This window comes from Bradyrhizobium diazoefficiens, from assembly GCF_016612535.1.
Classification (GTDB): Bacteria; Pseudomonadota; Alphaproteobacteria; order Rhizobiales; family Xanthobacteraceae; genus Bradyrhizobium; species Bradyrhizobium diazoefficiens_C.
This window is the reverse complement of the sequence record NZ_JAENXS010000001.1, coordinates 2,997,620-3,020,743: the sequence shown is the minus strand read 5'-3', so window position 1 is coordinate 3,020,743 and position 23,124 is coordinate 2,997,620. Positions and strand designations below refer to the sequence as shown.

General features: G+C 64.4%; 17 protein-coding genes. 9 read left to right on the top strand and 8 right to left on the bottom strand.

Translation table 11 applies throughout. From position 1 onward, the window contains the following. Positions 1-9: 9 nt before the first annotated feature. Entirely contained in the window at positions 10-855 is an 846-nt protein-coding gene (locus JJE66_RS14285; RefSeq protein WP_200514875.1) for a prephenate dehydratase, read from the top strand. Positions 856-861: 6 nt separating this feature from the next. On the opposite strand, the gene JJE66_RS14280 is transcribed toward JJE66_RS14285, so the two are convergent. Further along, entirely contained in the window at positions 862-1,878 is a 1,017-nt protein-coding gene (locus JJE66_RS14280) for an LLM class flavin-dependent oxidoreductase (RefSeq protein WP_200514874.1), read from the bottom strand. 384 nt (positions 1,879-2,262) lie between these two features. Here JJE66_RS14280 and metF point away from each other — a divergent pair, with 384 nt between their 5' ends. From metF to JJE66_RS14265, 3 genes are all read left to right on the top strand, one after another. Beyond that, on the top strand, positions 2,263-3,189 hold the full coding sequence (gene metF / locus JJE66_RS14275; protein WP_200514873.1) for a methylenetetrahydrofolate reductase [NAD(P)H]: 927 nt from the start codon (positions 2,263-2,265) through the stop codon (positions 3,187-3,189). A gap of 6 nt (positions 3,190-3,195) precedes the next feature. Continuing rightward, positions 3,196-7,047, top strand: a complete 3,852-nt coding sequence (gene metH / locus JJE66_RS14270) for a methionine synthase (RefSeq protein WP_200514872.1) — start codon at positions 3,196-3,198, stop codon at positions 7,045-7,047. Positions 7,048-7,326: 279 nt separating this feature from the next. After that, the gene (locus tag JJE66_RS14265) at positions 7,327-8,334 is read left to right on the top strand and encodes a DUF3592 domain-containing protein (protein ID WP_200514871.1); all 1,008 of its coding nucleotides are present in this window, start codon (positions 7,327-7,329) and stop codon (positions 8,332-8,334) included. Positions 8,335-8,531: 197 nt separating this feature from the next. Here JJE66_RS14265 and JJE66_RS14260 read toward each other — a convergent pair whose 3' ends face one another. The 7 genes from JJE66_RS14260 to JJE66_RS14230 all read right to left on the bottom strand — a co-directional run bounded on the left by JJE66_RS14260 (position 8,532) and on the right by JJE66_RS14230 (position 18,616). Further along, a complete protein-coding gene (locus JJE66_RS14260; RefSeq protein ID WP_200514870.1) occupies positions 8,532-9,161 on the bottom strand; it encodes a glutathione S-transferase family protein in 630 nt (209 codons plus the stop codon). A 329-nt stretch (positions 9,162-9,490) separates the two neighbouring features. Continuing rightward, positions 9,491-10,996 carry a glycerol kinase GlpK gene (gene glpK, locus JJE66_RS14255; protein ID WP_200514869.1) on the bottom strand — a complete coding sequence of 502 codons (1,506 nt, stop codon included), beginning with the start codon at positions 10,994-10,996 and terminating at the stop codon, positions 9,491-9,493. A gap of 261 nt (positions 10,997-11,257) precedes the next feature. Further along, on the bottom strand, positions 11,258-12,031 hold the full coding sequence (locus JJE66_RS14250; protein ID WP_200514868.1) for an SDR family NAD(P)-dependent oxidoreductase: 774 nt from the start codon (positions 12,029-12,031) through the stop codon (positions 11,258-11,260). 167 nt (positions 12,032-12,198) lie between these two features. Beyond that, a complete protein-coding gene (gene pimD / locus JJE66_RS14245; protein WP_200514867.1) occupies positions 12,199-13,341 on the bottom strand; it encodes a pimeloyl-CoA dehydrogenase small subunit in 1,143 nt (380 codons plus the stop codon). Positions 13,342-13,533: 192 nt separating this feature from the next. Then, on the bottom strand, positions 13,534-14,724 hold the full coding sequence (gene pimC / locus JJE66_RS14240; RefSeq protein ID WP_200514866.1) for a pimeloyl-CoA dehydrogenase large subunit: 1,191 nt from the start codon (positions 14,722-14,724) through the stop codon (positions 13,534-13,536). Positions 14,725-14,751: 27 nt separating this feature from the next. Beyond that, positions 14,752-16,419, bottom strand: a complete 1,668-nt coding sequence (gene pimA / locus JJE66_RS14235; protein WP_200515362.1) for a dicarboxylate--CoA ligase PimA — start codon at positions 16,417-16,419, stop codon at positions 14,752-14,754. Positions 16,420-16,519: 100 nt separating this feature from the next. After that, complete coding sequence (locus tag JJE66_RS14230) at positions 16,520-18,616, bottom strand: 3-hydroxyacyl-CoA dehydrogenase NAD-binding domain-containing protein (RefSeq protein WP_200514865.1); 2,097 nt, start codon at positions 18,614-18,616, stop codon at positions 16,520-16,522. 130 nt (positions 18,617-18,746) lie between these two features. Between JJE66_RS14230 and JJE66_RS14225 the strand changes: the two genes are divergently transcribed. The 5 genes from JJE66_RS14225 to JJE66_RS14205 all read left to right on the top strand — a co-directional run bounded on the left by JJE66_RS14225 (position 18,747) and on the right by JJE66_RS14205 (position 23,100). Beyond that, positions 18,747-19,613 carry an IclR family transcriptional regulator gene (locus tag JJE66_RS14225; protein ID WP_200515361.1) on the top strand — a complete coding sequence of 289 codons (867 nt, stop codon included), beginning with the start codon at positions 18,747-18,749 and terminating at the stop codon, positions 19,611-19,613. A 66-nt stretch (positions 19,614-19,679) separates the two neighbouring features. Further along, positions 19,680-20,477 carry an ABC transporter ATP-binding protein gene (locus JJE66_RS14220; protein WP_200514864.1) on the top strand — a complete coding sequence of 266 codons (798 nt, stop codon included), beginning with the start codon at positions 19,680-19,682 and terminating at the stop codon, positions 20,475-20,477. Further along, positions 20,474-21,187, top strand: a complete 714-nt coding sequence (locus tag JJE66_RS14215; protein ID WP_027530248.1) for an ABC transporter ATP-binding protein — start codon at positions 20,474-20,476, stop codon at positions 21,185-21,187. The genes JJE66_RS14220 and JJE66_RS14215 overlap by 4 nt, the downstream gene beginning before the upstream one ends. A gap of 12 nt (positions 21,188-21,199) precedes the next feature. Next, positions 21,200-22,078 carry a branched-chain amino acid ABC transporter permease gene (locus JJE66_RS14210; protein ID WP_200514863.1) on the top strand — a complete coding sequence of 293 codons (879 nt, stop codon included), beginning with the start codon at positions 21,200-21,202 and terminating at the stop codon, positions 22,076-22,078. A 2-nt stretch (positions 22,079-22,080) separates the two neighbouring features. Beyond that, a complete protein-coding gene (locus JJE66_RS14205) occupies positions 22,081-23,100 on the top strand; it encodes a branched-chain amino acid ABC transporter permease (protein ID WP_200514862.1) in 1,020 nt (339 codons plus the stop codon). The last annotated feature ends 24 nt before the right edge of the window (positions 23,101-23,124 follow it).

Here is a 23,124-nt window from a genome sequence, read left to right as displayed (position 1 = left end):
AGGCAGATCATGAGCAAGCTGAAAATCGCATTCCAGGGCGAACCTGGCGCCAATTCCCACATCGCCATCGTCGAGGCCTATCCCGACGCCGAGCCGGTGCCCTGCGCCACTTTCGAGGACGCGCTGTCGGCGATCTCCTCGGGTGAAGCCGATCTCGGCATGATCCCGATCGAGAATTCGGTCGCCGGCCGCGTCGCCGACATCCATCATCTGCTGCCGGCCTCCGGCCTCTTCATCGTCGGCGAATGGTTTTTACCAATCCGGCATCAGCTGATGGCGGTGAGGGGCACCAAGCTCTCCGACATCAAAAGCGTCGAGAGCCATGTGCACGCGCTGGGTCAGTGCCGGCGCATCATCCGCAAGCTCGGCATCAAGCCGATTGTCCATGCCGACACCGCCGGCAGCGCCCGCGACATCTCCGAGCGCAATGACAAGACCGTCGCCGCGATCGCCTCGCGCCTGGCAGCAAAGATCTACGGCCTCGACATCCTCGCCGAGGACATCGAGGATGAGGCCCACAACACCACGCGCTTCGTGGTGCTGGCGCGCGAGCCTAAATGGGCCGCGCCAGGCTCGGGCCCGCTGGTCACCACTTTCGTATTCCGGGTGCGCAACCTGCCCGCCGCGCTCTACAAGGCGCTGGGCGGCTTCGCCACCAACGGCGTCAACATGACCAAGCTCGAGAGCTACATGGTCGACGGCAATTTCTTCGCCACGCAGTTTTACGCCGACGTCGACGGCCATCCCGACGACAAGGGCCTCGCGTTCGCGATCGAGGAGCTGAAATTCTTCTCGCGCGAATTCCGCATCGTCGGCGTATATCCGGGACACCCGTTCCGGGCGACGATGGAGTAGTTCGGCCTACGCCGCCTGCTTCACCAGCCCGAACGCCTCCGCCAGCAGCGAATACGACTTCTTCCGCGCCTCGTGGTCGTAGACCGCGGTGATCACCATCAACTCGTCCGGCTTGCTTGCATCCATCAGGGGCTGAAGCTTCTTCCGCACTGTCGCCGGGCTGCCGACGAATAGGCGCGAGCGGTTACGCGCAATCGAGACGCGCTCGGAGTCCGTATAGGGATAGGCCAGCGCCTCCTCAACACTTGGCAGCGGCAGATATTGACCACGGTCGCGGCGCAGGCGATTGAGATCGAAAGACGTCGCGAGCTTTTCGGCCTCTTCGTCGGTATCCGCCGCGATAGCGGCGACCGCGAGGATCGCGCGGGGGCTCGTGCTCCAAGCCGAGGGCTGGAAGCGATTGCGGTAGTGGATCATCGCATCGATGGCGTCGTGGGACGCGAAATGATGGGCGAAGGCGAAGCCCATGCCGACCTGGGCGGCCAATTCCGACGAATAGTCGCTCGAGCCGAGCAGCCAGATCGGCGGCAACGGCGTATCGTCGGGCATCGCGACAACGTTGTTATAAGGATGGCCCGAGGGGAATTCGCGGGTCTGCCACAAGATCAACTCGTGCAGCCGCTCCAGGAAATCGTCGCCCTCACGGCGGTCGAGCCGGCTCCTGAGCGCGTAAGCCGTAGCACCGTCCGTACCGGGCGCGCGGCCAAGCCCAAGATCGATCCGGCCGGGAAACAGCGCCTCGAGCATCTTGAAGCGCTCGGCCACGATCAGAGGCGCATGGTTGGGCAGCATCACGCCGCCGGAGCCGACGCGGATATGTTTCGTCACCGCCGCGATCTGTCCGATCATGACATCGGGTGCCGGGCTCGCGACAGAGGCGAGGTTGTGATGCTCGGCGAGCCAGTAGCGGACATAGCCGAGCCCATCGACATGACGCGCCAGGTCGATGCTGTTGCGCAGCGCCACGGCGGGCTTTGTGCCTGTGGTGACGACGGAGAGGTCGAGGACTGAGAGCGGAATCATAGCGCGCTAACGTAGTGGAGGGCCGCGCGGCGGCAATGGGCTGACTGCGCAGATCTGGCGTGTGCGGGCCGCGAAACCATGCGCTCGCTCGAGGCGAGGCGTTGGGACGATCATAGCCGATGTAGCTCGAAATTCACCTTGCCCAACAACAGAATTTGGGATGTCGACAGCTCAAAGCGCTGTTTTTTATTGATATCTTTATATATTTTAATTGTCACATCTTCCCACTCAAATTCGATCAGATGGGGTATTTGACAATATTAATCTGATAGTGGGCCATTTCCCACGATCGATGGGCTGTCGAGAAACCCCTCTTTGTCCTATCTTAGCGTCTCCCGAGCTAGAGCCGACCGCCGGCCGCCCGAGACTGGAGTAAGTGGTGCCATGATCGATCCGACCAATCCTGCCCAAGCCGACGGGCAAGACGGGCACCTTGCCGTCAAGCGGCCTGCGATCTCCTTCGAGTTCTTTCCGCCCAAGACGGAAGATATGGAGCGGAATCTCTGGGACACCATCAATCGGCTGGCCCCGCTCGACCCGAAATTCGTCTCGGTGACCTATGGCGCCGGCGGCTCGACCCGTGAGCGCACCCATTCCACCATCTCGCGCATCCTCAATGAGACCGCGCTGCTGCCGGCCGCTCATCTGACCTGCGTCGGTGCTTCGCGCGGCGAGATCGACGAGATCGTCGACCGTTATCACGAGGTCGGCGTCCGCCACATCGTCGGCCTGCGCGGCGATCCCGCCGGCGGCATCGGCACGCCCTATTCCAGCCATCCCGACGGCTACCAGACGTCCGACGCGCTGGTCGCGGGCATCAAGAAGCGCCACGCGGATATCGAGGTGTCCGTCTCGGCCTATCCCGAGAAGCATCCCGAAGCCCGCGACTTCGACGCCGATATCGATACGCTCGAGGCAAAAGTCGATGCCGGCGCGACGCGCGCGATCACCCAGGTCTTCTTCGATAACGACCTCTACTTCCGCTATCTCGACCGCGTCCGCGCCCGCGGCATCAATATCCCGATCGTGCCGGGCATCATGCCCATGCACAATTTCAAGCAGGCGCGCAATTTCGTCACCCGCGCCGGCACCACCGTGCCGGACTGGTTCGCCGCGAAATTCGAGGGCCTCGATGACGATTCCGAGACCCGCAAGCTGGTGGCCGCCACCGTTGCGGCCGGCCAGGTGCAGAAGCTCGCAAAGCACGGCGTCGACACCTTCCATTTCTACACCATGAACCGCGCCGATCTCGTGTTCGCGATCAGCCATTTGCTCGGCATTCGCGCCAAGAGCGCGCAGAAGGCGGCCTAAGACACCATGACCGTATCCACCTCGCCCAAGCGAACCGCCCTCATCAATGCCGCCCGCGAGCGCATTCTCGTGCTCGACGGCGCCATGGGCACGATGATCCAGAATCTGCAGTTCGACGAAGCTGCCTTTCGCGGCGAGCGCTTCAAGAATTTCCATCGTGACCTGCGCGGCAACAACGATCTCTTGATCCTGACCCAGCCGCAGGCGATCGAGGACATCCACGCCGCTTACTTGCGCGCCGGCGCCGACATCGTCGCGACCAACACCTTCTCCACGACTTCGATCGCGCAGGCCGATTACGACCTCACCGATATCGTCTACGAGATGGCACGCGAAGGCGCCCGCCTCGCCGGCAATGCCGCAAGGCGCGTCGAGGCCGAGGACGGCAAGCCGCGCTTCGTCGCCGGCGCCATCGGCCCCACCAACCGCACCGCCTCGATCTCGCCCGACGTGTCCAATCCCGGCTACCGCGCCGTCACCTTCGACGATCTACGCAAATCCTATGGCGAGCAGATCCGCGGTCTGCTCGACGGCGGCGTCGATCTGCTGCTGGTCGAGACCATCTTCGATACGCTGAACGCCAAGGCGGCGCTCTACGCCATCGCCGAGATCACCGAAGCGCGCGGCATCGACATGCCGGTGATGGTGTCGGGCACCATCACCGACAAATCCGGCCGCCTGCTCTCCGGCCAACTGCCGGAGGCGTTCTGGAATTCGGTGCGGCACGCCAAACCCGTCACCATCGGCTTCAACTGCGCGCTCGGCGCCGAAGACCTGCGCGCGCATATCGCCGATATCGGCCGTGTCGCCGACACGCTGGTCTGCGCCTATCCCAATGCCGGCCTGCCGAACGAATTCGGCCAGTATGACGAGACCCCGGAATGTATGGCGCGGCTGGTCGGCAAGTTCGCGCGCGACGGTCTCGTCAACATCGTCGGCGGCTGCTGCGGCACCACGCCGGATCATATCGCGGCGATTGCCGCGGCTGTCGCCCCGCACAAGCCGCGCATCGTGCCGGAGATCGCGCCGCGCCTGAGGCTCTCCGGCCTCGAGCCGTTCATTCTGACGGATGCGATTCCCTTCGTGAACGTCGGCGAGCGCACCAACGTCACCGGCTCCGCGCGTTTCCGCAAGCTGGTCACCGCCGGCGACTACACGGCGGCGCTGCAAGTCGCGCGTGACCAGGTCGAGAACGGCGCGCAGATCATCGACGTCAACATGGACGAGGGCCTTCTGGATTCGGAAGCCGCCATGGTGACCTTCCTCAACCTCGTCGCTGCCGAGCCCGACATCGCCCGCGTCCCCGTGATGGTCGACTCGTCAAAGTTCTCGGTGATCGAGGCCGGCCTGAAATGCGTGCAGGGCAAGCCGGTCGTCAACTCGATCTCGATGAAGGAAGGCGAGGACAAGTTCATCCACGAGGCCAAGATCGCCCGCCGCCACGGCGCGGCGGTCGTCGTCATGGCTTTCGACGAGGTCGGCCAAGCCGACACGTTCAAGCGCAAGACCGAGATCTGCAAGCGCGCCTACGACATCCTTGTCGATCGCGTCGGCTTCCCGCCGGAAGACATCATCTTCGATCCGAATATCTTCGCGATCGCGACCGGTATCGAGGAGCACAACAATTACGGCGTCGATTTCATCGAGGCGACGCGCTGGATCCGCAAGAATTTGCCGGGCGCGCACATCTCGGGCGGCGTCTCCAATTTGTCGTTCTCGTTCCGCGGCAACGAGCCGGTGCGCGAGGCCATGCACTCGGTGTTCCTGTATCACGCCATCAAGGCCGGCATGGACATGGGCATCGTCAATGCCGGGCAGATGATCGTCTATGACGACATCGATGCCGAGCTGCGCCAGGTCTGCGAGGACGTCATCCTCAACCGCGATCCGGGCGCGTCCGAACGGCTGCTGGCGCTGGCGGAGAAATTCCGCGGCAACAAGACCCAGACCAAGGAAGCCGACCTCGCCTGGCGCGAATGGCCGGTGGCGAAGCGGCTGTCGCATTCGCTGGTCCACGGCATCACCGAGTTCATCGAGACGGACACCGAGGAGGCCCGCAAGGCCTCGAAGCGTCCGCTCGACGTGATCGAGGGCCCGCTGATGGCCGGCATGAACGTGGTCGGCGATCTCTTCGGCGACGGCAAGATGTTCCTGCCGCAGGTCGTCAAATCCGCGCGGGTGATGAAGCAGGCGGTGGCTTGGCTGATGCCGTTCATGGAGGAGGAGAAGGCGCGCAACCTCGCCAACGGCATCGGCACCGAGGGCTCCTCGTCCGCCGGCAAGATCGTGCTCGCGACCGTCAAGGGCGACGTCCACGACATCGGCAAGAACATCGTCGGCATCGTGCTCCAGTGCAACAATTACGAGGTCATCGACCTCGGCGTGATGGTGCCCGCCGCCAGGATCGTCGAGACGGTGAAAGCGGAGAAGGCCGACATCGTCGGTCTCTCCGGCCTGATCACGCCCTCGCTCGACGAGATGGCGTTCTTCGCCGGCGAATTGCAGCGCGAAGGCTTGAAGCTGCCGCTGCTGATCGGCGGCGCCACCACGAGCCGCGTGCATACGGCCGTGAAGATCGACCCGAGCTATCGCGCCGGTCCGGTCGTGCATGTCAACGACGCCAGCCGCGCCGTCGGCGTTGCCTCCGCGCTGCTCTCGCCCGAGAAGCGCGAGGCCTACGCCGCCGAGGTGCGTGCCGAATACGCCAAGATCTCGGAGGCGCATCTGCGCGCGCAGGCCGACAAGAAGCGGCTGAAGCTGGATGCAGCCCGCAAGAACCGCGTGCCGGTCGACTTCGCCGCGAACAAGCCGGTGAAGCCGACCTTCCTCGGCATCAAGAGCTTTGACGACTACGACCTCGCCGAGCTCGTGCCCTATATCGACTGGACGCCGTTCTTCCAGACCTGGGAGCTCGCGGGGCGCTTCCCCGCCATTCTCAACGATGCCAAGGTCGGCGAAGTCGCGCGCTCGCTCTATGACGATGCGCGCAAGATGCTCGACCTGATCGTCAAGGAAAAATGGTTCCGGGCGCGCGCCACCGTCGGCTTCTGGCCGGCGAACGCGCGAGGCGACGACATCGTGCTCTATGCCGACGAGAGCCGGACCAAGAGCATCGCGACGCTGCACACGCTGCGCCAGCAGCTCGAAAAGCGCGAGGGCCGCTTCAACGCGGCGCTCGCCGACTTCATCGCGCCTGCCGGCACGCCCGACTATGTCGGCGGCTTCGTGGTCACGGCGGGCATCGGCGAAGATGTGGTCGCCGACCGCTTCAAGATGGCGAATGACGACTACTCCTCGATCCTGTGCAAGGCGCTCGCCGACCGTCTCGCCGAAGCGTTCGCCGAGCGCATGCATGCCCGCGTGCGCCGCGAGTTCTGGGCCTATGCGCCGGACGAGGCGCTCTCGACCGACGAGCTGATCCTCGAGAAATATCAGGGCATCCGTCCCGCGCCCGGCTATCCCGCGCAGCCCGATCACACCGAGAAGGCGACGCTGTTCGAGCTGCTCGACGCGGAGGCGACCTCCGGCGTGAAGCTGACCGAGAGCTTTGCGATGTGGCCGGGCTCATCCGTGTCCGGGCTCTATTTCGCCAATCCCGAGAGCTATTATTTCGGCGTCGGCAAGATCGAGCGCGACCAGGTCGAGGACTACGCCGCGCGCAAGGGCATGAGCGTGGCCGAGACCGAGCGCTGGCTCGCGCCCGTGCTCAACTACATCCCGCCGCGCGAGGAGACCGACAAGGCTTTCGCGGCGACGCCCGCGAACGACGAGGCCTCAAAAGACCTCGCCTCGCATCCGCCCGGCTGCACCTGCGCAGTGCATCTGGTCTGGCAGAAGAAGCGCGCCGGCGCGGGATAGGCGCCTCCGCACTCAAAAGCGAAAAACAACCCCATGCACAGTAGAGATGGGGTTGAAGCGCTTATACAATTTCGTTTTTACAGAACACTACTTGCTCCGTCGGGCAAAACAGCTGTAATATCCCATCATCACCCGCCCTGCCTATCGTCGCCAGCGTGGACGCTGCGCCTTCGGCGTCGTCAGCGGCTGCACGATTTGCCGGAACGCTGCCAGCGCCGTGAACGCAACCCGCGCTCGCCGCGACCAATGACGGTCGTCGCCAATGAGCAGGAAAATCGGATGCTGGATGCCCAAGGATTGATGTGGACGCAGATTGCCGCCGGCGTCTCGGTGCTGCTGTTTGGATTGATGCTGTTCGCTCTGGTCCGCATGCGGGGCCGGATGCAGGCCGCGCGGCACTGGGACAAGGTGGAGGGCATCATCACGGTCTCCACGGTCGACCAGCCGGCGACGCACGTTTCGGACGATCAGAACGATGCCAAGCCCGTCATCCGCTATCGCTATCGTGCCGGCGGCGAGGAGTTGGAAAGCGACAAGATCTTTGTCGGCGGCATCGCCATGACGACGAGGGTGCTCGCCGCCAAGCTGGCGGGACGATACCCGGTCGGCGCCCATGTCGACGTCCATGTCGATCCGGCGTGCCCGGCCGAGGCGCTGCTGGAGCCCGCCGCGGCGCAGAACGTCGCGGCGCTCGTCGCATTCACGATCGTGTTCGGTCTGATTGCCGCCACCCTGACCGCGCATTCGCTCGCGGGGCACGTGCTTTACGCCAACAATGGCGTTCCGTTGTTCGCATTCGCGCTGCCGATCATCGTGCTCCTGGGCGGCGTGTACTGCGTCGCAGAGTATGTCAGCACGCGCCGGCTGGCGAGCGCCAGCCTGCGCTGGCCGACCGCGGCGGGCAGGATCACCCATTCCGACGTGATCGAGGAGATCGTCGAGGAGAAGACCGACCATGACGACAAACCGACGACGTCAAAGCTCCAACACCGCTATCAGGTCGATCTTCGCTACGCCTACAAGGTCGACAAGCGCGACTTCATCGGCACTGAAGTCAATTGGGGCGGCACCATGATCTCCGGGCTGCGCGATGTCGCCGAACAGGCCGCGGCGAAATATCATCCCGGGCAGAACGTCAAAGTCTATTACGATCCGGAACGACCGGGACATGCAGTGCTGGAGCCTGCAAGCCGGGAAGGCGCGCTGGGGCCACTGATCGGCGCCGTGGTCTGCGCCATCGTGGGCGGCATTTTCCTGACATTCCTGATCAAGGTCGGGTTCGCCTAATGCGAACTGATCATGATCAATCTCCAGCGGCTGTCCCGGTGCGACACCTCTCCCGCAGGGAGAGGTCGGCGCGCAGCGCCGGGTGAGGGATCCAAGTCTATCGAGAGGGCGGTCCCCCTCACCCGGACCGCATCTACGATGCGCTCCGACCTCTTCCTCCAGGAGAGGTAAAGACCGGGCGCAGCCGCCTTCCCCGTTCACCCCTTCGGCGGCGCCAGCGGCTGCACGATCTCCCTAAACGGCGCCAGCGCCTCGCAGCGTTCGGCATGCGCTGACAGCGCCGGATAACGCGCGGCGTCGAACAATTGCGGATGCGCCTCGCGGGTGAAGCGGACGACGCAGGCCACCGCGATGTCGGCATGGCCGATGCGTTCGCCCAGCCAGTACGGCGTCTTGACCTTCGCGCGCTCTGCTTCCAACACGGCGAGCACGTCGCCGATCTGCGCCTGGCAGCGCTCGACCCACAGCGCGAGCTGCTCCTTTCGCAGCACCCGCTCATAGAGCAGGCTGACGGCCTTGTCGCCGAGGCCGGAGGCGAGCGCGCAGATGCGCAAATGCCGGCGACGCTCGACACCGCTTCGCGGCAGCATCGCCTTGTCCGCACCGACCAGCTCGTCGAGATAGTCCAGGATGATCGTGCTCTCGATCAGCGCCTCGCCGTCATCGAGCACCAGCGTCGGCACCCGGCGCAACGGATTGTACGGTGCGATCTTGTCGGCATCGCCGAAGGTCGACCACGGCCTGTGCTCGAAGGCAAGCCCGTAGAGCCGCAGCGCGATGGCGACGCGGCGGACGAAGGGGGAATCGTATTGGCCGATCAGGAACATGGGTCTCGCTCTTCTCTGGCGTTGGACAAGGCAGGGCCGATCAGTTCACCGTCAATGCGCGCTCACCGCAACAGATTTCTCGGAAAGAGAGCATTGCGCACGCCGCAACAAAGCGGAATCACCGTGCAGCCGACCAGCCGGGAGTCCTGCCGTCATTGCGAGCGGCTTGTCCGTCGAAGCTCGAAGAGCGAAGGCGGAAGCGAAGCAATCCAGAATCTTTCCGCGAGCAGCCTGGATTGCTTCGTCGCATCAGCGCAAAACTGCTTCGCAATTTTGTCGCGAGCTCCTCGCAATGACGGTGGGGAGAGAGCCCGGGCCACGAGACTCTCCTAATCCTCCCCCTCATCGCTCGCCAGCACGCCCTTCACCGCACGCGCCCAGCCCGCCAACTTCCGCTCCCGCGTCGCCTGGCTCATGTTCGGCTTGAAGCGATGCTCCAGCCGCCAATTGTCGGCGAACTTGGTCGGCTCGGGATAAACGCCCGCGTTGAGGCCGGCGAGATAGGCGGCGCCTAACGCCGTGGTCTCCTGGATCACCGGGCGATCGACCGGCGCGTCCAAGAGATCGGCGAGGCGCTGCATGGTCCAGTCGGAGGCGGCCATGCCGCCGTCGACGCGGAGCACGATGTGCGCGGTGTCGGAATCCGGCCAGTCGGCGCGCATCGCGGCCCAGAGGTCGAAAGTCTGGTAGCACACGCTCTCCAGCGCGGCGTGCGCGAGCTCGGCAGGCCCGGTGTTGCGGGTGAGGCCGAACAGCGCGCCGCGCACGCGCGGATTCCAGTAGGGCGCGCCCATGCCGACGAAGGCGGGGACGAGATAGACGCTCTGCATGGAGTCCGACTGATCGGCGAGAGGTCCGGTTTCGGCGGCGTGCTTGATGATGCCGAGGCCGTCGCGCAGCCACTGCACGGCCGAGCCTGCGACGAAGATCGAACCTTCGAGCGCGTAGGTGCGTTTGCCGTCGAGCTGGTAGGCGATGGTGGTGAGCAGCTTGTTCTTCGACGCCACGGGCGTGGTGCCGGTGTTGAGCAGCGCAAAGCAGCCGGTGCCGTAGGTCGACTTCATCATGCCCGGGCGGAAGCAGGCCTGCCCGATGGTCGCGGCCTGCTGGTCGCCGGCGATGCCGGAGATGGCAATGGCGCCGCCGAACAGGTCCGGCGTGCTCTCGCCGAAGCGGGCGGAAGAATCCTTCACGTCGGGCAGCATCGAGCGAGGCACGCCGATGATCTCCAAGAGCTCGTCATCCCACTGGCCGGTGTGGATGTTGAACAGCAGCGTACGCGAGGCGTTGGTGGCGTCGGTGGCGTGCACCTTGCCGCCGGTGAGGCGCCAGAGCAGATAGCAATCGACGGTGCCGAACATCAGCTCGCCACGCGCGGCGCGCGCGCGTGCGCCGGGGACGTGGTCGAGAATCCAGGCGACCTTGGTGCCGGAGAAATAGGGGTCGATGATCAGGCCGGTCTTTTGCGAGATCACGGGCTCGCGGCCGTCGGCCTTCAGTTTCGCGCAGATGTCGGCGGTGCGGCGGTCCTGCCAGACGATGGCGCGGTGCACGGCCTGGCCGGTGGCGCGGTCCCACACCACGGTGGTCTCGCGCTGGTTGGTAATGCCGATCGCGGCGATGTCCTTCGCGGTGATGCCGGCCCGCTCGATCGCGTCGCGGCAGACCATCACGGTCGAGGTCCAGATGTCCTCCGGCTCGTGCTCGACCCAGCCCGAGGCCGGGAAATGCTGCGGAAATTCCTGCTGCGCGCGCGCGGCAATCGAGATGTCGCCGCGGAAGACGATGGCGCGCGAGGAGGTGGTGCCCTGGTCGATGGCGAGGACGAAAGACATGGAAGCACCCTTGGCGTTTTCTTGGCGTTTTCCCGAGAGGGATCATTGTGTCGCGCCAAAAGGAGCCGATTAGGGCGTGGAGGTCAATATCCCGGAGGGTCGTTCTTGTCTCCGCTGTCGTCCCGGCGAAGGCCGGGATCCATAACCCCAAGGAGCAGTTATGTCGTGGGCTGATAACCACGAGTCTTCGTCAAACGTAATCCTGTGGTTATGGGTCCCGGCCTTCGCCGGGACGACCCGTGGAGAGATCAGCGCGGAACCCTACGGCGCAGCCGTGGTCACGCCGCCGTCGATGACGATGGTCTGGCCGGTCATGAAGCTCGACGCATCCGAGGCGAGGTAGGCCACGGCACCGGCGATCTCGTCGGGCTCGCCGATGCGGCGGAGCGGCGTGGTGGCGGTGCGGCGCTTGAGGTTGGCTTCGTCTTCCCAGAGCGCGCGGGCGAAATCGGTTTTGACGAGGCCGGGTGCGATGCAGTTGATGCGGACGCCCTTCGGGCCCCATTCGCCGGCCAGAGAGCGGCACAGCGCGAAATCGGCGGCTTTCGAAATGCCGTAGGCGCCGATCACGGTCGAGCCGCGCAAGCCCCCGATCGAGGAGATGATGACGACGGAGCCGCCTCCACGCGCGGCCATCCCAGGGATCGCCAGCGCCGAGAGCCAGATGTTGCTCTTGACGTTCGAGCCCATGATCTTGTCGAAGGCCTCGTCGGTGATGTCGAGCAGCGGACCGTAATACGGGTTCACCGCGGCGTTGCAGACGAGGACGTCGATCTTGCCGTAGTGCTTGATCGCGCCCGCGATCAGCGCCTCGACTTCGTTCTTCCGCGCGATGTTGCAGGGGATGACGATGGCATCGCCGCCGGCCGCAATGATGCCGTCGGCGACTTCCTTGCAGGCATCAAGCTTGCGCGAGGAGACCACGACCTTGGCGCCGAGCTTGGCGAGCAATTCAGCCGAGGAGCGGCCGATGCCGCGGCTGGAGCCTGTGACGATGGCGACCTTGCCGGTGAGATCGAACGGGGTGTTTTTCATTGGTGTTGGGCTCCGCTGATGCCATCTACTCCGTCATTGCGAGCGCAGCGAAGCAATCCAGAATCTTTGCGCGGAGAAAGTCTGGATTGCTTCGTCGCAATGGCTCCTCGCAATGACGATGAGGCGAGATCCCGAGCTCATCTTGCGATGTCCCGGGATGACAGTCGTCAGATCAATCCACCACCATCCGCGACGCGCCGCTGGTGGTAGTCGGTATCGCCGAAGGTGTTCTCGATCATGGTGAGGCGCTTGAAGTAGTGGCCGATCTTGGCCTCCATGGTCATGCCGATGCCGCCGTGGAGCTGGATCGATTGCTGGCCGACGAATTTTGCCGACTTGCCGATCTGCACCTTGGCGGCTGCGATGGCATTGGCGCGCTCTTTGGCATCCTCGAAATCGCCCGCCATGGTCGCGAACATCGACATCGAGCGCGCCTGCTCGGCCGCGACGAACATGTCGGAGGCGCGGTGCTGGAGCGACTGAAACGAGCCGATCGCGACGCCAAATTGCTTGCGCGTCTTGATGTACTCGACCGTGGTCTTGAGCGATTCGTCCATCAGGCCGACGGCTTCGGCGCAGAGCGCGACCCGGGCTTCGTCCACCACGCGTTCGATGAGAGCGAGCGAGTCATCGGGATTGCCGATCGCCGCATCAGCGCCGACCTCGACACCGGTGAAGGTGACGTCGGCGGCATGCAGGCCGTCCTGGGTCGGATACGACTTCTTGGTGACTCCCTTGGCGCTCGCGGGCACCAGGAACACGCCGATGCCGGTCTTGTCGCGGCGATCGCCCTTGGTACGGGCGGTGACGACAAGGGTGTCGGCGTTCTCGCCGTTGAGAACGACGAATTTCTCGCCGTCGATCACCCAGCCGTCGCCCTTCTTCTTCGCCGTCGTGGCGACGTCGAACAGATCGTAGCGCGAGTTCTTCTCGAGCTGGGCAAATGCCAGCGTCTTGCTGCCGTCGATGATGCCGGGTACGTGCGCTGCCTTCTGCGCATCGGAGCCGGCATGACGCAGGAATCCGCCCCCGATCACGACCGTTGCCAGATAAGGCTCGAGCACCAGCGCCTTGCCGAGCGCTTCCATCACGATCATGGTCTCGACGCCGCCACCGCCGAAGCCGCCGTCGGCCTCTGCGAAGGGCAGGCCGAGCAGGCCCTGCTCGGCGAGCTTGCCCCAGACGGCTTTGCTCCAGCCGCCCTTCTCCTTCATGTACTTCTTGCGGCTCTCGAAATCGTAGGAATCGGTCAGCAGGCCGTCGATGCTGTCCTTGAGAAGCCGCTGCTCCTCGTTCAGATCAAAATCCATTTCTGTTTCCTCAAGTAACTGGCGTCAACGTTGCGCGGAGGCCTCTTCACCTCGCCCCGCTTGCGGGGAGAGGTCGACACGCGAAGCGTGGCGGGTGAGGGGGTACCAGTCTCTCGACAGTCTCACGTGCGGAGAGAGGCCCCTCACCCCAACCCTCTCCCCGCGAAGAGCGGGGAGAGGGAGAAGAAAGCATCACAGCCCCAGCACCGCCTTGGCGATGATGTTGCGCTGGATCTCGTTGGAGCCGCCGTAGATCGAGACCTTGCGGTTGTTGAAGTAGCTCGGCGCGATCTGGGCGGTCCAGTCCATGGCTTCGTTCGAGCCGTCGTCGCCGTGCACGTCGTAGGGCGCGGCGAACGGGCCGATCACTTCCATCAGGAGCTCGGTGGTGGTCTGCTGGATCTCGGAGCCCTTGATCTTCAGCACCGAGGACGCCGGATTGGGCTTGCCCTTGCCGTGCTTGCCTTCGTCGGCGACGACACGCAGCTGCGTCAGCTCGAGGGCCTTCAGCTCGATCTCACAGGCCGCGAGCTTCTCGCGGAACGCCGCGTCCTGGATGATCGGCTTGCCGCCGGACTCGACCTTGGAAGCGAGATCGCGGATGCGGCGCAGCCGCTCCTTGGAGACGCCGACCCGGGCGATGCCGGTGCGCTCATTGCCGAGCAGGAATTTGGCATAGTCCCAGCCCTTGTTCTCCTCGCCGATCAGGTTCTCGATGGGCACCTCGACGTCGTCGAAGAACACTTCGTTGACCTCGACGCCGCCGTCGATGGTCTGGATCGGGCGCACGGTGACGCCCTTCGACTTCATCGGGAACACGATGAAGGAGATGCCCATCTGCTTCTTGGCGGTTGCATCGGTACGGCACAGGCAGAAGATCATGTCGGCGTGTTGCGCCAGCGTGGTCCAGGTCTTCTGGCCGTTGATGATCCACTTGTCGCCCTTGCGCTCGGCCTTGGTCTTGAGCGAGGCGAGATCCGAGCCGGAGCCGGGCTCCGAAAAACCCTGGCACCACCAATCGTCGACATTGGCGATCCGCGGCAGATACTTCTTCTTCTGCTCTTCGTTGCCGAAGGTGTAGATGACGGGGCCGACCATGCTGACGCCGAAGGCGAGCGGCTGCGGCGCCGGATAGGACTGCAGCTCCTCGTTGAAGATGTAGTGCTGCACCGAGGTCCAGCCGGTGCCGCCATACTGCGTCGGCCAGTGGCTGGTGCCCCAGCCCTTCTTGTTGAGGATGCGCCACCACGTCACCATCTCGTCCTTCGAGAGATGACGGCCCTCGACCAGCTTGCGCCGCGTGTCCGGCGGCACGTTATCGCGGAAGAATGACCGCACTTCCTCGCGAAACGCCTGCTCTTCCTTCGTGAATGCGAGATCCATCGGATCCTCCTGTTTAATGTCTCGGCCTTATACGCGTGGACCGGATTGTGACCGCTTTTGCTGCTGCCTCAATTCGTGGCGCGACAGCTTTCCGACCGGCGTGCGCGGCAGATCGTCGACGAACTCGACCTCCGCCGGCAATTCGTGCTTGCCGACCTTGCCGGCGAGCTGCGCGCGCAGCTCGTCGAGCGAGAACGGTTTTGCGTCCGGCTTGAGCTTGATGAAAGCTTTGGCGGCCTCGCCCCGATACTGGTCGGGAATGCCGAGCACGATCACCTCGTGCACGCCTGATACGGTGTAGATCGCCTGCTCGATCATCTGCGGATAGACGTTGAAGCCGCCGGAGATGATCATGTCCTTCTTGCGATCGACCAGGAAGAAATAGCCGTCGGCGTCGACATAGCCGATGTCGCCGGTGAGGAAACGGCCGTCGGAGAAATACTCCGAGGATTCCTTCTGCTTGTTCCAATAGCCCTTGGTGACGTTGGGACCCTTGATGCGGATCTCGCCGACTTCGCCTGGTGGCAATACTTTCGTTGGGTCTTCCAGCGAGACGACGTCGAGCTCGATGCCGGGCAGCATCAGGCCGATCGAGCCCGGCTTGTCGGGACCGACCGGCGGATGGCCGGTGCCGGGCGAGCAGGTCTCGGTCATGCCCCAGCCGCTCCTGAGCTTCTTGCCGACCTTGCTTTCGAAGAACCTGGCGACCTCGACCGGCAGCGGCGCGCCGCCGGAGCCGATCGCGCTCAGCGAGGAGAAGTCGCGCTTGTCGAGATTGGGAAGTGCGGCGATCGCGATCCACATCGTCGGCACGCCCGGGAAATAGGTTGCGCGCTTGACCTCGATGTCGCGCATGACAGCTTCGACGTCGAAGCGCTGGTGCAGCGAGATCAGATTGCCACGCTGGAGCGAGGACAACAGCACGACGGTGAGCGCATAGATGTGGAACAGCGGCAGAACGCAGATCACGCGCTCGACGACGTCACCGCGCGCCGCCCGCCCCGGCTTGCCCCAGATATCGTAGATCGACACCGCGGAGGTGAGATTGCCGTGGGTGAGCATGGCGCCCTTTGGCAGGCCGGTGGTGCCGCCGGTATATTGCAGCAGCGCGACGTCGTCGACCGCGACGGCGGGCCATTGTGCCGGCAACGTGGCGCCCTCGACGAAGGCCTTGAAGGTGACGATGCGGGGATCATCAGGGATGGCCGCCTGCGGCGTGCCGGCGTTGCCCCAATCGTTGTCCTCGCAGACGACGAGCCGATCGATCAGCCCCTTCTCCAGAAACTTCAGCGCGGTCGGCAACAAGGCCTGGAGGTTCGACGTCACCAGCAGGCGCGAGCCGGAATCGGAGACTTTGTGGGTCAGCGCGATCTCGCCGTCGAGCGGCGACAGATGCGCGACGCGGGCGCCGGCCCTCAGCGCGCCGAAGAAATTGACGGGATGATCGGGCGTATTGCCCATAAACAGCGCGACCGAGGAGTTCTTGCCGCAGCCGGCGCGGAGAAACGCGGCCGCCGCACGCTCGGCCATTGCGGCGAGCGCGGTGTAGGTGATCGGATGATCACGGAACTCCAGCGCGGTTCGCGGGCCGTAATTCGCGGCGGCCGTCGAGAGCAGGTCAGGCAGCGTGCCCTGGGGAATCGTGTCGTCCCAGTGCACGCCCTCGGGATAAAACTGTTCGCCGGGATGGGTCATTATTCTTGATTGCTTGAGCGAGTCACTGACAGAGACGGTCATTCCGGGTCTGCGCCTTGCGGCGCATCCCGGAATGACAGGGGTTGAGACGAAGCGGCCATCAAGCCGCTTTCGACGCCGCCGCAAGCGACGCAAAGGTCTTGCCCTCGGCCGCGAGCTTCTTCAGCAGCGGCGCCGGCTCGAGGCTCGGGTCGTTGGTCTCCTTGGCGTAGAAGGCGAGGCGATCGGCGATATGCTTGAGGCCGACGGTGTCGGCCCAGAACATCGGGCCGCCGCGGTAGATCGGCCAGCCATAGCCATAGAGCCAGACCACGTCGATGTCGGAGGGACGCGCCGCGATGCCCTCTTCGAGGATCTTCGCGCCCTCGTTGATCATCGGATACATCATGCGCTCGAGGATCTCGTCGTCGCTGACGATGCGCTTCTTGCGGCCGAGACGCAGCAGCGTCTCGTCGATCAGCTTCTCGACTTCGGGATCCGGCAACGCCGAGCGGGAGCCGGCTTCGTATTTGTAGTAACCCTTGCCGGTCTTCTGACCGAAGCGGCCGGCTTCGCACAAGGCATCCGCGATCTCCGACTTGATGCCGCGGTCCTTGCGCGAGCGCCAGCCGATGTCGAGGCCGGCGAGATCGCCCATCGCGAACGGTCCCATCGGCATGCCGAATTTCGTCACCACGGCGTCGACCTGCTGTGGCAGGGCGCCTTCGAACAGCAGCTTTTCCGACTGCTTGCCGCGCTGGGCCAGCATGCGGTTGCCGACGAAGCCGTCGCAGACGCCGACCACGGCCGGCACTTTTGCGATTTTGCGCGCGATCGTGACGGCCGTCACCAGCGCGTCCGGCGCGGTCTTGTCGGCGCGCACGATCTCGCACAGCTTCATGACGTTGGCCGGCGAGAAGAAGTGCATGCCGAGCACGTCCTGCGGACGCCTGGTCGCCTTCGCGATCTCGTCGATGTTGAGATAGGAGGTGTTGGAGGCGAGCACAGCGCCCGGCTTGACGTATTGGTCGAGCTTGCCGAAGACTTCCTGTTTCACCGCCATGGTCTCGAACACGGCTTCGATGACGAGGTCGGCATCGCCGACGTTCTCGATCCCGACGACGCCGGTGATCAGCGCCATGCGCTTGGCCGGCGCGTCCGCCGGGATACCGCCGCGCGCGGCGGTCGCTTCCCAGTTCTTCTGCATGATGCCCATGCCGCGCTTGAGCTGCTCTTCGCCGGTCTCGATCAGGGTGACGGGAATACCAGCGTTGGCAAACGACATCGCGATGCCACCGCCCATGGTGCCGGCGCCGAGGATGGCAACGCGGTTGACGGGGCGCGACTTCGTCCCCTCAGGGACGCCCGCGATCTTCGCGGCTTCGCGCTCGGCAAAGAAGGCGTAGCGCTGCGCCTTGGACTGGTCGCTGGCGACCAGCTTGAGGAAGCCCTCGCGCTCCTTCTTCAGACCTTCGTCGAATGGCAGGTCGATGGCCGCACCGACCGCATCGGCGGCCGCGAATGGCGCTTCCAGGCCGCGCGACTTCTTGGTCATGGCGGCAACCGCATTGGTGAAGATCGAGCGGTCGGCCTTGGCGGCCGCGATCTTGGAATCGTCATCGCGCAGGCGGCGCAGCGGACGCTTCTCGGCGAGGACCTTGCGGATAAAGAGTTCAGCCCCCAGGGTCGGGCCTTCGACGATCTCCTCGATCAGGCCGTTCTTGAGCGCTTCCGCCGCGCCAATCGGATCGCCGCCGACGATCATCTTGACGGCGAGCTCCGGTCCGACCGCGCGCGGCAGGCGCTGGGTGCCGCCGGCACCCGGCAGCAGGCCGAGCTTCACCTCGGGCAGGCCGAGCTTTGCCTCTTTGACAGCCACGCGGAAATGACAGGCCAGCGTGACCTCGAGGCCGCCGCCGAGCGCGGTGCCGTGGATCGCCGCCACGATCGGCTTCGGCGAATTCTCCATCTCGGCCAGCACCTCGTTGAGGGCCGGCGCCTTCGGCGGCTTGCCGAATTCGGTGATATCGGCACCCGCAATGAAGGTGCGGCCGGCGCAGGTCAGCACGATGCCCTTGATCGCGGGATCCGCGATTGCGGCCTTGATGCACTCCAGGATACCACCGCGGACCGCGGCGCTGAGTGCGTTCACCGGAGGGCTGTTGACCGTGACGATACCGACCTCGTCATGACGTTCAAGCTTGACCACTTCGCTCACGGCATACCCTCCTTGGTGGGGTTTACTTTTATTCGATTTCGCAGTGCGGAATTTAATTCCGCATCTTGACGGCAGGGTTATTTTGAAGCACGGACGTTGTCAACGACTCCGCGCAAGAAGCAGATCAGGGATGAAGCGTACAGGAAAGAAGACAGCGACCGATCGGAATTTCGTCGTCGCGCTTTCCCGCGGGCTTGAAGTATTGCGCGCATTCCACCCCAGCGACGGGCTTCTCGGCAATCAGGAGATCGCGGCCCGCACCAATTTGCCCAAGCCAACCGTCTCGCGGCTGACCTATACTCTGACGAAGCTCGGTTATCTTACACCGGTTCCCCGCTTCGAGAAGTATCAGCTCGCCCCCGCCGCGATGGCGCTCGGTTACGCGGCGTTAGCCAATCTCGGTGTTCGGCATTTGTCCGAGCCGTTTCGCGAGGACATGATGCGCGCGACCGGCGGCGCGGTCGCGATCGGCGGCCGCGACCGCCATAGCATGATCTATTTCGGACAAAGCCGCGGCAGCGAGACCGTCGGCGTTCAACTTGACGTCGGCTCCCGCGTGCCGATTGCAACCAGCGCGATGGGCCGCGCCTATTTCTGGGCGCTGGGCGAGGACGATCGCGCCGAATTGTCACGCGTCCTGCGCGAACATTACGGCAGCCGCTGGCCCAAGATGCGCGACGGACTGGAGCGTTCCGGCGAGACGGTGGCGAAACACGGTTTTGCGATTTCGGTCGGCGACTGGCACGACGACATCGGCGCCGCCGGCGTCGCGCTCAAGCTGAACGACGGAACCGGGCCTTACGCTTTCAATTGCGGCGCGCCGGCATTCCGCTTCACGGAAGAGCGCTTGATCAACGACATTGGACCGCGTCTGCTGACGATGGTAAGGAACATCGAAGCGGCACTTGGGGGTCTGATGCCGCATTCACAAAAACAACTCAGCAAAAAGCTGAAATCAGGAGGAAAAGTTGCGCGTGTGGCCGAGGGGATCAGATAGCCTTTGTCATCATCGGGAGCGGTTTGCATCGCCCCTTCGCCCACCGAATCGTATGGGCGAGACGAGATGACGCAGGTACAGCTCGCGCAGGGGACATCGCCTCTGCTCGCGGTTCGCGACGTCAGCGTCGTGTTCGGCGGCATCGTCGCGCTCAACGGCGTGTCCTTTGACATGCACAAGGGCCAGATCCTCGGACTGATCGGTCCCAACGGGGCGGGCAAGACCACGCTCTTCAACTGCCTTTCCCGCCTCTATCAGCCGTCGTCCGGCGACATCCTGATGGAAGGCGTGAGCATTCTGAAGCGGCCGCCGCACCGGATCGCCGAGATCGGCATCGGCCGCACCTTCCAGAACGTGGCGCTGTTTCCGAACCTCTCGGTAATGGACAATGTCCGCGTCGGCACCCACGCCCGCACCTCCTCTGACATCATCAGCGACTCGCTGCGTCTCGCCTGGATTCGCCGCACCGAAACCGGCGTGAACAAGAAGGTGCACGAGATCCTCGCTTATCTCGACCTCGAGGACGTCGCCCACACCACCGTCTCCGGCCTGCCCTTCGGCACCCAGAAGCGTGTCGAACTGGCGCGGGCGCTCGCCGCGGACCCGAAGATCCTGCTGCTCGACGAGCCCGCCGGTGGCCTCAACCACGAAGAGGTCCACGTCCTCGGCGACCTCATCCGCAAAATCCGGGATGAGCGCCACATGACCGTGCTGCTGGTCGAGCACCATATGGGCCTCGTGATGTCGATCGCCGACCACGTCGTCGCGCTGAATTTCGGCAAGAAGCTCGCGGAAGGCACGCCCGCCCAGGTGCAGGCGGACCCCGACGTGATCAAGGCCTATCTCGGGAGCAAGGACCAATGACGACGCTGCTCAACGTCAAGGACCTGCGCGCCTATTACGGCCAGGTCCAGGCGCTCCATGGCCTCTCCTTCTCGCTCAGCGAGGGCTCGCTCGTGACGCTGCTCGGGGCCAACGGCGCCGGCAAGACCACGACGCTGCGCGCGATCTGCAACATGGTACGCTCCACCGGCGGCATCGAGTTCGACGGCAAGCCGCTGAACAACCGCTCCACCGAAAGTATCGTCCGGTTCGGTATCGCCCATGTGCCGCAGGGCCGCGGCACCTTCACTACCATGACGGTGGAGGAAAACCTCCAGCTCGGCGCCATCACCCGCAAGGACAATGCCGGCATCGTCTCCGACATCGAGCGCATGTATGCGCATTTCCCGGTTTTGAAGCAGCGGCACACCCAGCAGGCCGGCACGCTCTCCGGCGGCGAGCAGCAGATGCTCGCGGTCGCGCGCGCACTGATGCTGCGGCCGCGCCTGATGCTGCTCGACGAGCCGTCCTTCGGCCTCGCTCCGCTGGTGGTGCGCGACCTGTTCGGCATCCTCGGCAAGATCAACCGCGAAGACAAGGTGTCGATCCTGGTGGTCGAGCAGAACGCCCAGCTCGCACTCGAGCTCGCCGACCAGGCCTATGTGATCGAGACCGGCCGTATCGTGATGTCGGGCAATGCCAAGGACATCGCGAACAACGAAGAAATCCGCAAATCCTATCTGGGTTACTGAGGAGCCGGGACAATGGAACTGTTCACCAACCAGGTCCTGGCTGGGATCTCCACCGGCGCGATCTACGCCTGCATGGCGCTCGCGGTGGTCATGATCTACCAGGCGATCGACCATCTCAACTTCGCGCAGGGCGAGATGGCGATGTTCTCGACCTTCATCTCGTGGCAGCTGATGCAATGGGGCGTGCCCTATTGGGGCGCCTTCGTGATCACGCTGGCGCTCTCCTTCGTCGGCGGCATCGCGATCGAGCGCATCCTGTTCAAGCCGCTGGCGAAGGCGCCGGTGCTGACCAACGTCGCCGGCTTCATCGCGCTGTTCGCGATCATCAACTCCTCGGCCGGCCTGATCTGGGACTTCACCATCAAGCAATATCCGACCCCGTTCGGCTCCTCGCCGTTCCTCGGCAGCCAGCTGATCTCGACCCACCAGGCCGGCATGATCGGCGTCACCGTGCTGCTGTTGATCGCGCTCTACTTCTTCTTCCAGTACACCAGGATCGGCCTCGCCATGCGGGCGGCCGCTTCGGTGCCTGAATCGGCGCGTCTCGTCGGCATCAACACGAGCTGGATGATCGCGCTCGGCTGGGGGATGGCGTCTGCGATCGGCGCGATCGCCGGCATGCTGATCGCACCGGTCGTGTTCCTGGAGCCCAATATGATGGGCGGCGTGCTGATCTACGGCTTCGCCGCAGCCGTGCTCGGCGGCCTGACCAGCCCGTTCGGCGCCGTGGTCGGCGGCTTCCTGGTCGGCATCTTCGAGAACCTCGCCGGCACCTACATCCCCGGCGTCGGCAACGAGCTGAAACTCCCGATCGCGCTCGCGCTGATCATCTCCGTCCTGGTCGTCAAACCCGCTGGTCTGTTCGGCCGGCACATCGTCAAGCGAGTTTGATCATGAGCGCAGCAGAAGAAGTCGTCGCCGAAGGCCACGCGGCGGTCGAAGCCGTTCCGAAGCGGGCCATGACGCTGGGCACGGGCACCTCGATCGTGGTGCTTCTGGCTCTGATCGCCGTTCCGTTGTTTGCGAAGAACTTCGTGATCTTCCAGCTGACCCAGCTCTTGTATCTGGGCCTGGCCGTGCTGGCGCTGAACATCCTGACCGGCGGCTCGGGCCAGTTCTCGCTCGGCCAGAGCGCGTTCTACGGCATCGGCGCCTACGTCACAGCGGTGATGATGGAGCAGTTCAACATCCCCTACTTCCTCTGCCTGCCGGTCGCGGGCGTGGTTTGCTTCGGCGCGGGCTTCCTGTTCGGCCAGCCGGCGCTGCGGCTCTCCGGCGTCTATCTCGCGCTCGCGACCTTCGCGCTCGCCACCGCGATGCCGCAGCTGCTCAAGCTGAACTTCCTCGAGCCCTGGACCGGCGGCGTGCAGGGCCTCGTCGTCACCAAGCCCGATGCGCCGTTCGGCCTGCCGATGTCGCAAGACATGTGGCTGTACTACTTCTCGCTCGTCGTCGTACTCGCGATCTACATCTTCTCCGTCAACCTGCTGCGCTCCCGCTCGGGCCGCGCCTTCATGGCGATCCGCGACAATGAGATCGCGGCCTCCGCCATGGGCATCAACGTTGCGCTGTACAAAACGCTCGCATTCGGCGTCTCCGCCGGCATCACCGGCGTCGCCGGCGGCCTCAGCGCCATCGCGGTGCAGTTCGTCGCGCCCGACAGCTTCACCATCACGCTCGCGATCCAGCTGTTCCTCGGCATGGTCGTCGGCGGCGTCGGTTGGCTGCCCGGCTCGATCGTCGGCGCCGCCTTCATCATCTTCGTGCCGAACATCGCGGAGGGCATCTCGAAGGGCCTCTCCGGCGCCGTGTTCGGCGTGCTGCTGTTCGCCGTCATCTACCTCGTGCCGCATGGCGCAAGGCAAGTCGCGATCCTGGGCCAGCAACTCGCCGGACGGCTCAGAAAAAACTGAAACCCTCAATCAGGTAAGGAGACC

Excerpts from the sequence above, each read along its gene's own strand:
- JJE66_RS14285 (WP_200514875.1), top strand. The coding sequence starts at position 10 with ATGAGCAAGCTGAAAATCGCATTCCAGGGCGAACCTGGCGCCAATTCC.
- JJE66_RS14280 (WP_200514874.1), bottom strand. The coding sequence starts at position 1,878 with ATGATTCCGCTCTCAGTCCTCGACCTCTCCGTCGTCACCACAGGCACA.
- metF (WP_200514873.1), top strand. The coding sequence starts at position 2,263 with ATGATCGATCCGACCAATCCTGCCCAAGCCGACGGGCAAGACGGGCAC.
- metH (WP_200514872.1), top strand. The coding sequence starts at position 3,196 with ATGACCGTATCCACCTCGCCCAAGCGAACCGCCCTCATCAATGCCGCC.
- JJE66_RS14265 (WP_200514871.1), top strand. The coding sequence starts at position 7,327 with ATGCTGGATGCCCAAGGATTGATGTGGACGCAGATTGCCGCCGGCGTC.
- JJE66_RS14260 (WP_200514870.1), bottom strand. The coding sequence starts at position 9,161 with ATGTTCCTGATCGGCCAATACGATTCCCCCTTCGTCCGCCGCGTCGCC.
- glpK (WP_200514869.1), bottom strand. The coding sequence starts at position 10,996 with ATGTCTTTCGTCCTCGCCATCGACCAGGGCACCACCTCCTCGCGCGCC.
- JJE66_RS14250 (WP_200514868.1), bottom strand. The coding sequence starts at position 12,031 with ATGAAAAACACCCCGTTCGATCTCACCGGCAAGGTCGCCATCGTCACA.
- pimD (WP_200514867.1), bottom strand. The coding sequence starts at position 13,341 with ATGGATTTTGATCTGAACGAGGAGCAGCGGCTTCTCAAGGACAGCATC.
- pimC (WP_200514866.1), bottom strand. The coding sequence starts at position 14,724 with ATGGATCTCGCATTCACGAAGGAAGAGCAGGCGTTTCGCGAGGAAGTG.
- pimA (WP_200515362.1), bottom strand. The coding sequence starts at position 16,419 with ATGACCCATCCCGGCGAACAGTTTTATCCCGAGGGCGTGCACTGGGAC.
- JJE66_RS14225 (WP_200515361.1), top strand. The coding sequence starts at position 18,747 with ATGAAGCGTACAGGAAAGAAGACAGCGACCGATCGGAATTTCGTCGTC.
- JJE66_RS14220 (WP_200514864.1), top strand. The coding sequence starts at position 19,680 with ATGACGCAGGTACAGCTCGCGCAGGGGACATCGCCTCTGCTCGCGGTT.
- JJE66_RS14215 (WP_027530248.1), top strand. The coding sequence starts at position 20,474 with ATGACGACGCTGCTCAACGTCAAGGACCTGCGCGCCTATTACGGCCAG.
- JJE66_RS14210 (WP_200514863.1), top strand. The coding sequence starts at position 21,200 with ATGGAACTGTTCACCAACCAGGTCCTGGCTGGGATCTCCACCGGCGCG.
- JJE66_RS14205 (WP_200514862.1), top strand. The coding sequence starts at position 22,081 with ATGAGCGCAGCAGAAGAAGTCGTCGCCGAAGGCCACGCGGCGGTCGAA.